Source organism: Mucilaginibacter sp. P25 (assembly GCF_050859465.1).
GTDB classification, from domain to species: Bacteria; Bacteroidota; Bacteroidia; order Sphingobacteriales; family Sphingobacteriaceae; genus Mucilaginibacter; species Mucilaginibacter gossypii.
This window is the reverse complement of the sequence record NZ_CP193937.1, coordinates 1330518-1343632: the sequence shown is the minus strand read 5'-3', so window position 1 is coordinate 1343632 and position 13115 is coordinate 1330518. Positions and strand designations below refer to the sequence as shown.

The window sequence follows — 13115 nt, the reverse complement described above, 5'->3', positions numbered from 1 at the left end:
GTTTTAATTTCATTATCAATTTGCGTAATTCGATCACATTCGGGAAAATTCGTGTTTGTTTTATTTGAAGCTGCAATCAGGAATATGATCATTTACCATACCGGTAGCCTGCATGTGGGCATAACAAATAGTACTGCCGAAAAACTTAAAACCCCGTTTTTTCATATCCTTACTGATAGCGTCAGATTCGGGGCTGGTAGCCGGTATTTTATGCGAATGATTTACGATAGGTTTTCCATCGGGCATAAAGCTATACAGGTATTTATCAAACGAACCAAATTCTTTTTGTATACCGATGAACAGTTTAGCATTGTTGATAGCGGCTAATATTTTAAGCCTGTTGCGGATGATACCCTCGTCATGCATTAAGCGCTCAACGTCTTCATCGGTAAAAGCTGCTACTTTTTGCACATCAAAATTGGCAAATGCCTTACGGTAGCCTTCGCGGCGGCGCAATATAGTGATCCAGCTAAGCCCGGCCTGTGCAGATTCTAATATCAGAAATTCAAATAAGGTATGATCATCATGAACTTCTTTGCCCCACTCTTCGTCGTGATATTTGATATATAATTCGTCGGTGCCTGCCCAGGAGCAGCGGATTAGGTCTTTTGGATTTGTTTGATCGGTCATGTTTTACAAGGTTTATGTTGATTATAAATCACGTCATTGCGAGGAACGAAGCAATCCTCGATTAGCGGAGCCGCTCTGTATAGTTCGCGATTACTTCGTTCCTCGCAATGACGTGGTGAGGTTATTTTATTGTTCATTCAACTCATCCCAATATTCAACAGCTCTGCGATAATGTGGAATAACTATTGAGCCTCCAACCAAATTGGCTATCATAAAAATCTCGTTCATTTCATCGTGATTAACGCCCGCTTCGTGGCATTTGCCGAGGTGGTATTTAATGCAATCGTCGCAGCGTAAAACCATGCTGGCAACCAGGCCGAGCATTTCTTTGGTTTTAACATCCAGTGCGCCTTCGGCATAGCTGGTGGTATCGAGTGCAAAAAAGCGTTTAATATTGGTATTGGCGGTTTCCATGATCCTGTCGTTCATTTTAGAGCGATAGGCGTCAAATTCTTCTACAAGTTTTCCCACGGGGTGTTGTGTTTGTTAATAAAAATTTAAGCTAATTAAGCTAAAATATTTAGCATTTAAAAGATTGGATCGTTATTTTTATGGCGTTAACCAAATTCTTTACACACTAATTATGGAAAGTTTATCACCTAACATTTTTGTAAACGATATTAATGCAACCATCAGCTTTTATGAACTGCTTGGTTTTAAAGTGGCAATGAGTGTTCCCGAAACCGGGCCCGATCTTGTTTGGGCCATGATGACTAACGGAAGCGTTACCATGATGTTCCAAACCTTTAGCAGCCTGGCCGATGATCTGCCCGAGATAAGCCGTACCGATGGCGGCTCATTACTGTTGTACATCAACCTGAAAAATATCCGTACTTTTTTCGAAGAGATAAAGGATAAGGTAACCGTACTAAAAGGCCTCGAAACTACTTTTTATGGTGCTACCGAATTCTCCATAAAAGATAATAACGGTTATGTGCTTACTTTTGCCGAGCATGAATAACCGAGGTTATCATAGAAATTAATAATTTAATTAAAATCGCCTTCTTTAGGGGGATTTAGAGGGGCTTATGATCAACTTTAAACGCGCCGACCATATCCAGATTTGTGTTCCGTTAGAACGGCTGGAAGAAGCAAGAATTTTTTATACCGACGTTGTGGGGTTACAGCGGATAGAACGACCGGCCTTTAATTCAAAAGGCTATTGGTTTCAGATATCAGATATCCAGCTTCATTTAAGTACCGAAGATGCTTTACCGCGAACATCGCGGCATACGGCCTTTGAGGTTACCGATATTGCAGAAGCCCGCCGGCACCTGGAAAGCTATGGCGTTGAGTTTTGGGAAGAACCTGTTCTTCCGGATCGCACGCGGTTTTCATTTATTGATCCATTTGGAAACAGGATGGAGTTGCTGCAGTTTACAGAGTAAACTAATAATTGCTGCTGGAGCCAACAAGTGTTGGGATGATGAAATTATCTATATCTTGAAATAGAAAAAATGCCATTGCGAGCGTAGCGCGGCATCTCGTCCGTTTAGGTTGGTCTGTACTTGACTTTTATGCATTGGCTACGAGATTGCCATGTCGCGCTCACGCACTATCCGGCTCGCTCCTCGCAATGATATGGTTAAATAAGTTTAGCGGTAGATTACAACGCCAGCTCTACCATAGGGTCCCAAAAAACTGTTTTGAAATCCTGGATCTGATCGTCAACTACTTTTACGCCTTCACTTTCCAGCATTGCAGCCATGCGGTTGCCGCCGAAATGGGCTTTTGCCGTTAGCAAGCCCTGCCGATTTACCACCCGGTGAGCCGGAACTGCTGGTTTGGCATTGCCCGCTGCCTGCATGGCCCAGCCTACCATGCGCGATGAGCCTTTGGTACCAAGATAGGCTGCAATAGCACCATATGAGGTCACCCGTCCCGGCGGAATGAGTCGGGCTACCTGGTAAACTTTTTCAAAAAAATTAATGTCCTCCATCAGGCGTTTTCAGGAAATGAAAACTTAAGGTAGTTAATGTTTTTGTTATCCTTTAAATATTTTTTCTCGTAGTAGGTTTTAATAGAAAGTACCTCGTCCGCATATACCGAATTGTATAGATCTTCAGTTTTAACGTACAGATTCAACTTCAGCTCGTCAATTTTTTCGGCGGTATAAGCATGCAATCCATCGTTATCTGTTTTAAGGTTAACACAGCCACCAGGTTTTAAGACGATGATATATTTATCTAAGAACCGTGGTGAAGTTAATCGCTTTTTCTCGCGGCTTAATTGCGGCTGCGGGTCGGGAAAGGTGATCCAGATTTCATCAACCTCGCCGGGGGCAAAATAATCGAGCAGGTTTTCGATCTGGATGCGTAAAAAAGCAACATTAGGCACACCATCTTCGATGGCAGTTTTGGCGCCGCGCCAAATGCGGTTGCCTTTGTAGTCGATACCAATGAAGTTTTTATTGGGGAACATCCGCGCGAGGTTCACGGTATATTCGCCTTTGCCGCAGGCCAACTCAAGCACTACAGGATTGTCATTTTTGAAAAATTCAGAATCCCATTGTCCCTTAAACGGTTTGCCGGCATCTAATTGCAATACATTACTAAAGGTTTCAACCTCGGCAAAACGCCTTAACTTATCTTTTCCCACTTTACGTTTTTAAAATAAAGCGCAAAAATATTGAAATTATTTTAACACGAATGATTTGCTTGTTGCAGAGCAATTAAATCGAATTAAACGAATTGGTTTAATGGATCTGTATAGCAGGTTTGAGAAATTCGAATAATTAGCAAAATTCGTGTGGGAATTATTAACACGAATTGATTTGCAGATTGAGCAGCAACTAATCGAATTACACGAAGTTCAAAGGTTAAACTTTCTAATTCGTGAAATTCGTCTCAATTCGAAAAATTCGTGTAAAAATTATTATACCACAGCCCCGCCCACAGGCTTAACATATGGCGTAGGTTTATATGCTACGTCATCTTTCTTTTGGTGAATTTGGCGAAAAGCGTTTTTGCTTTGTCCCAAATGCTGCTCACGGTATCTTCATTAACATAGTTTGAAGCTTTTTGTGATACCAGGCCAACCAGTGTTTTTACCAAAAAGTTGGAGTGTTTAAAAAGCGTTTTATTCAAGGTAAGCGGAATCACGAACCTAGAGATGAGGTTGAGGATATCGGGATGAAAAAACTGGTATTTTTTACACCATCGGTATCATTTGAACGCGGGAACAGCGTAAGCACAGTTGAAAATAAAGCAGAAGGGCTGTTAACGCGCGCTTTCAAAGCCACCGATTGCTGTTTTTCAAGTGTTTTTAACCTGAATATTTCGGCTTGCAGATCGCTGATGTTGGTGATATGGAGATCCATGGTTTATCTTTTAAATATTTTTTGAATAAAGATGTTGATAAGCGGCCTTTCAAGGTGTCGTTTAAATATCTTGATAAACATGGCTATCAAAAAGTATAGCACGGCAATACATCCAAAACCCATCCAGTAAGAGTGTAAAATATCGGCAAGAAAAAAGCCTAAGGTAACACTTGCAAAAAGAAAAGCCAGTACCATGCTTATTACAGTCACCAAATCGGCAATAATGCTTGCTAATATGGAGGTGCCACCTTCAATAGCTTCGTATTTTAAAAGCTTAAACCGTGTTTCGGCATATTCCTTTAATTGATCAACTATTGGGGGTACTGGTGGTTGAGTCTCTTTTTTATCTTCCATGAGTAAGGTTATATATCCCGGATGTTGTTTTATCGGCATCCGGGATTGGTGTTATACATGCTTATGCGTGCTCCAGGTCGTCCTGATATTCTTCTTCGGCACCTTTAATTTTCGACTTGATGTTTTCAACAACTTTGTCTTTTAAGCCAACCAGGTTGTCAATTTCGGCAGCGGCAGTATCTTTTATCGACTCTCCAAGATTTTTTAATGATTCGGTAAGCTTGTCGCGGGTTTCATTGCCTTTATCAGGTGCAAACAAAATACCTAACGCTGCCCCTGCTGCTAAACCGGCAAGCAATGCAACAACTACTTTTGAGTTATCATTCATTGTAATATAATTAAAAGTTGAACATTTTATTAGTTACGTGTAAATATCCTGCCAAATATGTGCATTTGGCACAATTATTTTTATTTAAGTATAAATTAACTTTTATCAGTCAAATAAATTTTACCCTGTGTTCACAAAACTATTCAGGGCTGTACGATATATTTTATAAGCTGTTTATCCGTTCAAGCCTGTCGGCCGCCATGCGGTTTGTTTCATAAATTTCCATCAGCAGCAGGAAATAGGATAGCAGTACCGGGCCAAACACCAGGCCCAGGATCCCGAAAAGGGGCAGGCCTATAAAAACGCCTATTATTGAAATAATAGGGTGTGTGTTGGCAACACGCTTGTTAATGATCATGCGCAAAAAATTATCAATATTGCCAATGAACAATAAACCATAAGCCAGTAATGCTACCCCCTGCCAGTTGTGCCCCTGTGCAAACAATACAATGCTTGCCGGGATACATAACGTTGGTGCACCTACCACAGGTAAAAACGAAATAAAGATAGCGATAACCCCCCAAAAAATCGGGTCGGGAATGCCAAATATCCAAAATCCGTTGGCCAGTAGTATTCCCTGTGTAAGTGCTATAATTCCCTGGCCTAAAACGTTTGAATAGGTAGAATCGCGCAGGGCATTGGCAAATTTCAATGCATGCTGCTCCCTGAATGGCGCATATTTCAATAACCCGGCCTCAAATTCACGTATTTGTGTAAACATGAAATATAGTATAATATACAATACCAGCAGGGTCAATATGGTGTTGGCCGCGCTGCCCAGTATAGACGGGAAGAGACCGGTAGCAAAAGTGCCTAATTTTTGTAATGTCTCTTCGGCAAAATGAGGTTGATTAAGGTTTGCGCCGGCAAATGCATCGATTTTTGAAATCCACTGGTCAATAGGAAGATCTTTAAGGTTGATGCTTGAAATTTTGCCCACAACCATTATGCTTAGTGTTAAGAAGGGGATCACAATCACAATAAGCGATATAAAAATAATAAGCAGGGCCACCAGCGAGCGGTTCCATCCTTTGTTTTCGGCAAGATTAATGTAAAGGGGACGAAAAATGGTGAACAGTACCACTGCGCCAAGGATTGAGCTAAACAAGCTGCTGAGCGCATATAATAAGAAACAGCCAAGTATAATGATACTCGCCAGGATAATATTGTTGCGCTGCTTATAATTGAAGACTGACATGTAGGCTGTTGATTGATACTTGCTTAAACAAAAAAACGCCAAAAAGTTTTAGCGTTTCAATCATTAATTGCAACGCCTTTAGTTGGTATCGTTAAGCAGGGTATTGATCCGGATTGAACTTATTTCTATGGTATCCATGTAAAACAAACAGTCTGATGTTGGATTGGGTATTTCATACCGTAATTGCTCAAGCGCCAGGTGAATGTTTGATAATTGATTTTTTATGTCGTGCCTTAGTTTACGCAGGGTCTCGGCATCGTCTTTTTCTTCATGAGCCCCCATTTTACTTAAGGTTAATGGCCTTCATTTTATTATAAAGGGTTTTGCGGTCGATATTCAGGATTTCGGCAGCTTTGGTTTTGTTGAAATTAACTTCCCTTAACACCCTTATAATTGTTTCATACTCGGCCTCGAGCGCGGCATTTTTAAGGTCATGACGGGGTTCTTTAGCCTCGGGCGCTTCTTCTGTATGCGATGTGGTATGATGATGTTGCGTATAATGATTAGCCGTTTCGTATGATAATTTATAGGTCGACATTTCAAGCGGCAATGCTTTAAGCGTGATCTCATTGCCCTCGGCTAAAAGCGCTGCCCGGCGGATCACGTTTTTAAGCTCGCGGATGTTGCCCGGCCAGCGGTAGTTCATAAAGCAATCTACAACCTCCTGTGAGAAGGATTCAACGTTGCGCCCGAGCTCCTGGTTGGCTATTTTTAAAAAATGTTCTGCCAGTAATATAATATCATGGCCGCGCTCACGTAATGGCGGCATGTAAATGCTAAACTCGTTAAAGCGATGATAAAGATCTTCGCGGAAGCGGCCTTTCTGAATCCCTTCCTGTAGGTTCTCATTGGTGGCTATGATAATGCGTACATCAAGATCTATCTCTTTGGTACTGCCTATTCTTTTAACTTTACGTTCCTGTACGGTACGAAGTAAAGCTGCCTGGATCTCGTACGAAAGGTTGCCCACTTCATCTAAAAATAAAGTACCTCCGTTAGCCATTTCAAAGTGGCCTATTTTAGTATATAAAGCGCCGGTAAATGAACCCTTTTCGTGGCCAAAAAATTCACTTGCCGCGAGCTCCTTGGTTAAAGAACCGCAATCCATGGCTATAAAAGGCTGGTTATGCCGCGGACTGTTGAGGTGAATACTTTTCGCTACGGATTCTTTTCCGGTACCGCTTTCGCCTAAAATAATAACACTGTAGTTTGTTGGTGCCACCAGTTCTATCTGCCGGGCAAGCTCTTTTGACGCGCGGCTGGTGCCAGTTACAAATTCGGCTGCAAAAACGGTTTTTTTACGGTGCTAACTTTAGTTTTCTCAGGTAAAATAGTCGCCTGTGGCTCCTCGTCAATTTCAACCAGGGCATGGTGTGTTTCAAGGGCCTTATTAATAGTATTTAATATTTCATCGGGATACAGCGGCTTGGTGATATAATCATAGGCCCCCATTTTAATAAGCTCAACCGCCATTTTAATATCTGAATAGCCGGTGATGATGATAACCCCTGTTTTTGGATATTGGATTTTAATATTGCGGAGCATTTCACGGCCGTCGGTATCTTCGAGCCTGAAATCACATAGTACAAGTTGATATTCACCATTTTTCAACGCTTCCATCCCCCGGTACCGCTTGATGCCGTACTAACGTCAAACCCATTCCGCGTCAAAAACTTCGATAGCAATAACGCCACATTAACTTCATCATCAATGATGAGGATCCTTTTCATATTCAGCAATTATTGTGCGGTAAATGTAATATTACGTGTCAAAATACAAACAATGTGCTAATTTATACGATTTATTTAATTATAAAGGTTCATATCAACTAAAAAAACATAATAAAAAAGGGGAGCCGAATGAGCTCCCCTTTTTATATCAAGGTATTTGTAGGGCCATATATTAAAAGCCGTACGCTACACGTAAACCTATAAAGTTAACTTTGCTTTGATCAACACCTGTTGCATATTTGGTAGTTGCTTCATAGCGGATACCAGCATCAATAAAGCTGCTTGCACTTACCGGGAACTGAACACCAACTTGCGGAGCATAAACAAATGCAGTTGATTTATTAGCGCCAACGTCAGATTTGTTTAACAGGAATGCAGCACCGGCTTCGCCCTGAACATAAAAATTGCTGATAGGGAAGTATTTCAAACCTGCCTTAACCGGGATTAAATGAAAATCAGGTGCGTCAAGGCCTTGTACACCGCCAATATCTTTTTTACCGAATACGTTGTTATAGCCTGCGTTAACAGTAACAAATAACTGGTTTGAAAGAACCGGGATATCAGCCTGTACCGAACCGCCTAAATTCCACTTGTAGTTATCTTTGAAATTGCTAAGAGGAATGCCTGCGTCAACACCGATGCTGTAACGGATGCCGCTTTTAGTTGTAGTTGATGTTGTAGTAGTGGTGGTAGGTGTAGATGTTTGTGCTTTTGCACCAAATGCTAAGCCTGCAAATGCAAGGGCTAATGCTGAAACTTTGAATAAATTTTTCATAACTATTGTTGTGTTTTTGATATATGTTGTTTTAAACACACAGCAAATTAACAACACAAATCAGATGCGATTTTTCATCCAAAAGTCATGAATATTTAATCGATTGATTAATAGTAATTTATTTTTTGACCCTATGGGTATTTTAGTCAGGCGAGTGTAAAATGGACTTGTAATTGCTGTTTTTTTGTCAAAATTAACATTGGCTTAACATGGGCTTTTGACCCGAAAAATGATGAATTCTGCGTGAAATTGGGCGAAACGAGTAAATGCCGAAAAAATCCTGTGAATTTAGTTTACAATATACATCCCGTAATCATTATAGAACTACTCAAAACAAAAAGGGCTTAAGCAAACGCCCAAGCCCTTTAGTTGCTAAAATAATAGCAGATATTATTCTTTATTCTCCAAATCGGCAGCAGCGGGTTCGTCAAGGAACCATTCTACTTCGCCGGATATGGAATCAATAAGCTGTGCCGGATAAAGCTCAATATCCTCATCATCTTCCAGGATGTGTTTTACAGCTTCGGCCTTGCCTGCGCCGTAAACTAAGAATGCTATTTGAGCAGCATCATTAATAAGCGGTGCGTTGAGGGTAATGCGCCATACCTGCTGATCTTCAAGCCATACTTCTTTTACACCAGGCACACGGTCATGCAACACCGGCGTATAAGGGAATAATGATGCGGTGTGCGAGTTATCGCCTAAGCCTAACAGCACCAGGTCAAAGCTTGCTTCGCCGTCATCAAAAAACGCCGAGATCACTTCCCAGTATTTGGCTGCAGCTTCGGCAGGGCCAAACGATGTCTCAACCGGGAAAATCTGTGCCGGACTGATCATCAATGGCTCAAACAACGCTTTTTTTGCCATTAGGTAGTTGCTGTCTTTATGGTCATGTGGCACGTTGCGCTCATCGCCAAAAAAGAAGAAAACTTTTTCCCAGTTCACCTGGTCGGCGTATGTTGTTGAAGCTAATAGCTCGTATAGCTTTTTAGGTGAGCTGCCGCCCGAAAGCGCCACACTGAACTTCCCGTTTTTGTTGATGGCTTCGGTAGCCAGGATAACAAAATGATCGGCCAGCCCGGTTAAAACTTCACCTTCTGTGTTATAGATATTCAGTTTCATCAGCTTTTATTTTTTACCGTTTACAGGTAAAGTAAACCAGTTATAGCCATCACGGGCAATTAAAGCTTCTGCAGCTTCAGGGCCCCATGAATCGGCCGAATAATTAGGGAAGTTAAGGCTCTTTTTATTTTGCCATGTGTTTAGTATCGGCATTACCAGTTCCCATGCTGCCTCAACCTGGTCACCACGCATAAACAGGGTTTGATCGCCCATCATGGTATCCAGTATCAGTGTTTCATAAGCTTCAGGTGCCTGGTTGGTATAAGTACCTTTATAGTCAAACACCATATCAACGGCGTTTAATACCATATCGATACCGGGGCGTTTAGCCTGAACCTGCAAACGGATGCTCATCTCTGGCTGAATGCTGATGATCAACCTGTTTTGCTGCCAGCTTTCGGTAGCTTCGGCCGGGAAAATCTGGTGAGGGACATCTTTAAACTGGATAGTGATAACTGATGATGACTGGTGCATTCTTTTACCTGTACGCAAGTAGAATGGTACACCTTGCCAGCGCCAGTTGTCGATGAAGAACTTAATTGCTGCAAAAGTTTCGGTATTTGATTCCGGATTAACTTTTGGTTCTTCGCGGTATCCCGGTACTTCTTTACCTTTCATCCATCCGCTGCCGTATTGGCCCCTAACGGTCGAATTACGAACATCTTCGGCGGTAAATTTGCGCATTGCTTTCAATACGTCAACTTTGCGGTCGCGTACTTCGTCGGCGCTAAAACTGATAGGAGGCTCCATAGCCACGTGGCAAAGCAACTGCAGCAGGTGGTTTTGGATCATATCACGCATAGCGCCCGAACCATCATAATAGTCGCCGCGTTCTTCAACGCCTAATTGCTCGGTAACGGAGATCTGTACGTGTTCAATGTGGTTACGGTTCCATAGCGGCTCCATAATGGAGTTGGCAAAACGGAAAGCCATGATATTTTGAACAGTTTCTTTACCCAGGTAATGATCGATACGATAGATCTGGCATTCATCAAAAATGCTTTTCAATAACTGGTTCAGATCTTTTGCAGTTTCCAGGTCGTGTCCAAATGGTTTCTCAATGATGATCCTTACACGTTTTTTATCATCGGCCAATTTAGCTTTTGATATGTTTGAGGCAATGATCGGGAAGAAATTAGGCGCTACCGCAAGGTAAAACAACACGTTTGCCTTAGTTTTCCACTCGGCGTTGTGTTTCTCAATGCGTTTGCCAAATTCTTTGTATGTTTCAAAATCAGTAGCGTCAGATACCTGGTAATAAACGTTTTTTACAAATTCGGCCCATTGTTTATCATCCGTTTTACCGCTGCGCGAAAACTGGTTGATATCTTTATATAGGTTTTCTCTGAACTGCTCGTCGGTTAGCTTGGTACGACCGGTACCAATAATGGAAAATTGTTTGGGCATCCATCCATCTAAAAATAGATTATATAGGGCCGGCGCAATTTTCCGGGAGTTCAAATCTCCCGTTCCACCAAAAATGATAAATATGGTAGGGTCTGATTTAGCTGTTGTGCTCATTGTTTTGTTTTAATTAATAGCGTCAATTAGTCGTTTGCCGGAGCCCATTGTGTATGGAAAGTGCCTTCTTTACCAATCAGCTCATAAGTGTGCGCGCCAAAATAATCACGCTGGGCTTGGGTAAGGTTTGAAGGCATTCTTTCGCTGCGGAAAGCATCAAAATAGCTCAATGCTGAAGCATAACCGGGAGCAGCAACACCGGCAGCAATAGTAGCCGATAATACTTTCCTGATGCCTGGTAAGGTACCGGCAACCAATGCCTGTATATCACTGTCAAGCAAAAGGTGAGGCAGTGCCTGATCTTTATTGTAAGCATTGTAAATGTCATTCAAAAATTCTGAACGGATGATACAGCCGCCTCTCCAGATCTTGGCAATTTCGCCCAAATGAAGGTCATATTTATACTCTTCAGATGCTTTGGTAAGCAGGTGCATACCCTGTGCATAAGTAAGGATGCTGGTAAAATAGAAAGCCTGCTCTAAAGCAACCAGTAACTCTTCTTTATCTCCTTTAAGCTCAATAGGGTCGTTATAAAGGGCAGAAGCTTTTTCGCGCAGTGATTTGTATTTAGACAGGTCGCGCATAGATACCGATGTATCGATGGTTGGGATTGGGGTTACCAAATCCATAGCCACCTGCGACGTCCATTTACCTGTACCTTTAGCTTTCGCTTCGTCTTTAATATCATCTAACAATAAATGATCGGTTCCAGGTGCTTTGTATTTGAAAATATCTTTGGTGATATCTAACAGGAATGACTGTAAACGGCCTTCGTTCCATTTAGTGAACAGATCGCCAATTTCGTCGTTACCTAACTTTAAGCCTTTTTTAAGGATCTCATAAGTTTCGGCAATTACCTGCATGATACCGTACTCGATACCGTTGTGAACCATTTTAACAAAGTGACCTGATGCGCCAGGGCCAATGTAAGTAACACACGGTTCGCCGTTAACTTTAGCAGCAATGGCTTCAAAAATAGGTTTCATGACAGCATAAGCATCCTTATCGCCACCCGGCATCATGCTTGGGCCACGACGGGCACCTTCTTCACCGCCTGATACACCCATGCCAAAGAAATGCAGTCCTTTAGCCTCCAGTTCCTCAACACGACGGTTTGTATCAGTAAAGTGCGAGTTACCGCCATCAATCAGAATATCGCCTTTTTCTAATAACGGGGTTAATTCCTCAATTACAGCGTCAACAATTTTACCGGCAGGCACCAACATCATGATAGCCCTTGGTGTGGTAAGGCTCTGTATAAATTCTTTAACATCGGCAAAGCCCTTTGCGGCCCTGTCACCAGCTTCCTGGTTCAATGAATCTACTTTACCGGTATCTTTATCGTGCCCGGCCACCGCGAAGCCATGATCGGCCATGTTCAGCAGCAGGCTGCGACCCATAACACCCAGGCCTATCATACCAAAGGCGTATTTATTTTCTGTTGCGCTCATGTTGTTTTGAGGTTTTCTTTTTTAAGAGTTTCTAAAATTTTCTTAGTGTTTTCGAGGCTGGTGTGCTGAAAAGAACGGATGCCTAATTTTTGCGCGGTATCGACAAACATTTTCCTGTCGTCGAAATAAACGCATTGCTGAGGCGATACCTGGGCTATACCCATAGCTAACTGCCAGATACCCGGATCAGGTTTACGCATTTTTACTTCGCATGATGATACAAAGGCATCAAAACACTCATGCAGCTTAAACTTACGTACCCTGTAATCGTTTAGCTCCTTACCCTCGTTGTTCACTGATATAATGCGGAAGCCGCAATCTTTTTCCAATCTTTCAGGAATTGCAGCATAGGCAATTCCACAGATGTAGAATAGATGAAATCCTTAAAATCTTCGCGTACAAAATCCCGCGGGTGGTTAAATATCACCGTATCAAGGTATCTCGTCGAGCGTGATACTGCCAATTTCATATACGTTAAAAATGAAATTATGCAGCGCGTTAACTTCTTCGTAATCAAGGTTAAAACGTTTGGCCGCTTCTTCGCGCGCCTCATGCCCCCATCCGTTCGACAGCAAAATGCCGCCCACGTCAAAAAAAGGATCTTTAGATCAGCAACTTCCATAGATGTATTTTTTTAGTCGTAAGTCTTTAGTATTAAGTCCGAAGTCAAAATAATTACCCCGACTT

Annotated in this window: 19 protein-coding genes and 1 pseudogene; 2 read left to right on the top strand and 18 right to left on the bottom strand. The window is 42.0% G+C overall.

What is annotated here, in order from left to right; translation table 11 throughout:
- Positions 1 to 60: 60 nt before the first annotated feature.
- Both ACRQ5D_RS07080 and ACRQ5D_RS07075 read right to left on the bottom strand, forming a co-directional pair.
- Entirely contained in the window at positions 61 to 630 is a 570-nt protein-coding gene (locus tag ACRQ5D_RS07080; RefSeq protein ID WP_091167035.1) for a DNA-3-methyladenine glycosylase I, read from the bottom strand.
- Positions 631 to 756: 126 nt separating this feature from the next.
- Positions 757 to 1101, bottom strand: a complete 345-nt coding sequence (locus tag ACRQ5D_RS07075) for a carboxymuconolactone decarboxylase family protein (RefSeq protein ID WP_091167037.1) — start codon at positions 1099 to 1101, stop codon at positions 757 to 759.
- 112 nt (positions 1102 to 1213) lie between these two features.
- On the opposite strand from ACRQ5D_RS07075, the gene ACRQ5D_RS07070 reads away from it, so the two are divergent.
- Positions 1214 to 1591, top strand: coding sequence for a VOC family protein (locus ACRQ5D_RS07070; protein WP_091167039.1), 378 nt, complete (start codon positions 1214 to 1216; stop codon positions 1589 to 1591).
- 67 nt (positions 1592 to 1658) lie between these two features.
- Positions 1659 to 2018, top strand: a complete 360-nt coding sequence (locus ACRQ5D_RS07065; RefSeq protein WP_091167042.1) for a VOC family protein — start codon at positions 1659 to 1661, stop codon at positions 2016 to 2018.
- 218 nt (positions 2019 to 2236) lie between these two features.
- Here ACRQ5D_RS07065 and ACRQ5D_RS07060 read toward each other — a convergent pair whose 3' ends face one another.
- The 16 genes and pseudogenes from ACRQ5D_RS07060 to ACRQ5D_RS06985 all read right to left on the bottom strand — a co-directional run bounded on the left by ACRQ5D_RS07060 (position 2237) and on the right by ACRQ5D_RS06985 (position 13015).
- Positions 2237 to 2569, bottom strand: coding sequence for an MGMT family protein (locus ACRQ5D_RS07060; RefSeq protein ID WP_091167044.1), 333 nt, complete (start codon positions 2567 to 2569; stop codon positions 2237 to 2239).
- Positions 2569 to 3228 (bottom strand): tRNA (guanosine(46)-N7)-methyltransferase TrmB, encoded by a 660-nt coding sequence (gene trmB, locus ACRQ5D_RS07055; RefSeq protein ID WP_091167047.1) that lies wholly within the window; start codon positions 3226 to 3228, stop codon positions 2569 to 2571. The genes ACRQ5D_RS07060 and trmB overlap by 1 nt, the downstream gene beginning before the upstream one ends.
- Before the next feature lie 326 nt (positions 3229 to 3554).
- Entirely contained in the window at positions 3555 to 3716 is a 162-nt protein-coding gene (locus tag ACRQ5D_RS07050) for a hypothetical protein (RefSeq protein WP_432328600.1), read from the bottom strand.
- Positions 3717 to 3727: 11 nt separating this feature from the next.
- On the bottom strand, positions 3728 to 3949 hold the full coding sequence (locus ACRQ5D_RS07045; RefSeq protein WP_432328599.1) for a hypothetical protein: 222 nt from the start codon (positions 3947 to 3949) through the stop codon (positions 3728 to 3730).
- 3 nt (positions 3950 to 3952) lie between these two features.
- Positions 3953 to 4342 (bottom strand): phage holin family protein, encoded by a 390-nt coding sequence (locus ACRQ5D_RS07040; RefSeq protein ID WP_091167052.1) that lies wholly within the window; start codon positions 4340 to 4342, stop codon positions 3953 to 3955.
- Positions 4343 to 4364: 22 nt separating this feature from the next.
- Entirely contained in the window at positions 4365 to 4631 is a 267-nt protein-coding gene (locus tag ACRQ5D_RS07035; RefSeq protein ID WP_090532345.1) for a YtxH domain-containing protein, read from the bottom strand.
- Positions 4632 to 4794: 163 nt separating this feature from the next.
- Complete coding sequence (locus ACRQ5D_RS07030; RefSeq protein WP_091167054.1) at positions 4795 to 5829, bottom strand: AI-2E family transporter; 1035 nt, start codon at positions 5827 to 5829, stop codon at positions 4795 to 4797.
- Positions 5830 to 5907: 78 nt separating this feature from the next.
- On the bottom strand, positions 5908 to 6111 hold the full coding sequence (locus tag ACRQ5D_RS07025; RefSeq protein ID WP_091167056.1) for a hypothetical protein: 204 nt from the start codon (positions 6109 to 6111) through the stop codon (positions 5908 to 5910).
- Between the two features lies 1 nt (position 6112).
- Positions 6113 to 7559, bottom strand: a pseudogene (locus ACRQ5D_RS07020) (sigma-54-dependent transcriptional regulator).
- Between the two features lie 172 nt (positions 7560 to 7731).
- Positions 7732 to 8334 (bottom strand): outer membrane beta-barrel protein, encoded by a 603-nt coding sequence (locus tag ACRQ5D_RS07015; protein ID WP_091167061.1) that lies wholly within the window; start codon positions 8332 to 8334, stop codon positions 7732 to 7734.
- Between the two features lie 390 nt (positions 8335 to 8724).
- The gene (gene pgl / locus ACRQ5D_RS07010; protein WP_091167064.1) at positions 8725 to 9456 is read right to left on the bottom strand and encodes a 6-phosphogluconolactonase; all 732 of its coding nucleotides are present in this window, start codon (positions 9454 to 9456) and stop codon (positions 8725 to 8727) included.
- Positions 9457 to 9462: 6 nt separating this feature from the next.
- On the bottom strand, positions 9463 to 10977 hold the full coding sequence (gene zwf / locus ACRQ5D_RS07005) for a glucose-6-phosphate dehydrogenase (RefSeq protein WP_090532336.1): 1515 nt from the start codon (positions 10975 to 10977) through the stop codon (positions 9463 to 9465).
- 26 nt (positions 10978 to 11003) lie between these two features.
- The gene (gndA, locus tag ACRQ5D_RS07000; RefSeq protein WP_091167067.1) at positions 11004 to 12428 is read right to left on the bottom strand and encodes an NADP-dependent phosphogluconate dehydrogenase; all 1425 of its coding nucleotides are present in this window, start codon (positions 12426 to 12428) and stop codon (positions 11004 to 11006) included.
- Positions 12425 to 12724, bottom strand: a complete 300-nt coding sequence (locus tag ACRQ5D_RS06995; protein ID WP_432328598.1) for an HAD family hydrolase — start codon at positions 12722 to 12724, stop codon at positions 12425 to 12427. Before ACRQ5D_RS06995 ends, gndA begins: the two co-directional genes overlap by 4 nt.
- A complete protein-coding gene (locus ACRQ5D_RS06990; protein ID WP_432328597.1) occupies positions 12721 to 12897 on the bottom strand; it encodes a hypothetical protein in 177 nt (58 codons plus the stop codon). The genes ACRQ5D_RS06995 and ACRQ5D_RS06990 overlap by 4 nt, the downstream gene beginning before the upstream one ends.
- A complete protein-coding gene (locus ACRQ5D_RS06985; protein WP_432328596.1) occupies positions 12860 to 13015 on the bottom strand; it encodes a hypothetical protein in 156 nt (51 codons plus the stop codon). The genes ACRQ5D_RS06990 and ACRQ5D_RS06985 overlap by 38 nt, the downstream gene beginning before the upstream one ends.
- Positions 13016 to 13115 lie beyond the last annotated feature (100 nt).

Excerpts from the sequence above, each read along its gene's own strand:
- ACRQ5D_RS07080 (WP_091167035.1), bottom strand. The coding sequence starts at position 630 with ATGACCGATCAAACAAATCCAAAAGACCTAATCCGCTGCTCCTGGGCA.
- ACRQ5D_RS07070 (WP_091167039.1), top strand. The coding sequence starts at position 1,214 with ATGGAAAGTTTATCACCTAACATTTTTGTAAACGATATTAATGCAACC.
- ACRQ5D_RS07065 (WP_091167042.1), top strand. The coding sequence starts at position 1,659 with ATGATCAACTTTAAACGCGCCGACCATATCCAGATTTGTGTTCCGTTA.
- ACRQ5D_RS07060 (WP_091167044.1), bottom strand. The coding sequence starts at position 2,569 with ATGGAGGACATTAATTTTTTTGAAAAAGTTTACCAGGTAGCCCGACTC.
- ACRQ5D_RS07045 (WP_432328599.1), bottom strand. The coding sequence starts at position 3,949 with ATGGATCTCCATATCACCAACATCAGCGATCTGCAAGCCGAAATATTC.
- ACRQ5D_RS07040 (WP_091167052.1), bottom strand. The coding sequence starts at position 4,342 with ATGCCGATAAAACAACATCCGGGATATATAACCTTACTCATGGAAGAT.
- ACRQ5D_RS07035 (WP_090532345.1), bottom strand. The coding sequence starts at position 4,631 with ATGAATGATAACTCAAAAGTAGTTGTTGCATTGCTTGCCGGTTTAGCA.
- ACRQ5D_RS07030 (WP_091167054.1), bottom strand. The coding sequence starts at position 5,829 with ATGTCAGTCTTCAATTATAAGCAGCGCAACAATATTATCCTGGCGAGT.
- ACRQ5D_RS07025 (WP_091167056.1), bottom strand. The coding sequence starts at position 6,111 with ATGGGGGCTCATGAAGAAAAAGACGATGCCGAGACCCTGCGTAAACTA.
- ACRQ5D_RS07015 (WP_091167061.1), bottom strand. The coding sequence starts at position 8,334 with ATGAAAAATTTATTCAAAGTTTCAGCATTAGCCCTTGCATTTGCAGGC.
- pgl (WP_091167064.1), bottom strand. The coding sequence starts at position 9,456 with ATGAAACTGAATATCTATAACACAGAAGGTGAAGTTTTAACCGGGCTG.
- zwf (WP_090532336.1), bottom strand. The coding sequence starts at position 10,977 with ATGAGCACAACAGCTAAATCAGACCCTACCATATTTATCATTTTTGGT.
- gndA (WP_091167067.1), bottom strand. The coding sequence starts at position 12,428 with ATGAGCGCAACAGAAAATAAATACGCCTTTGGTATGATAGGCCTGGGT.
- ACRQ5D_RS06990 (WP_432328597.1), bottom strand. The coding sequence starts at position 12,897 with ATGAAATTGGCAGTATCACGCTCGACGAGATACCTTGATACGGTGATA.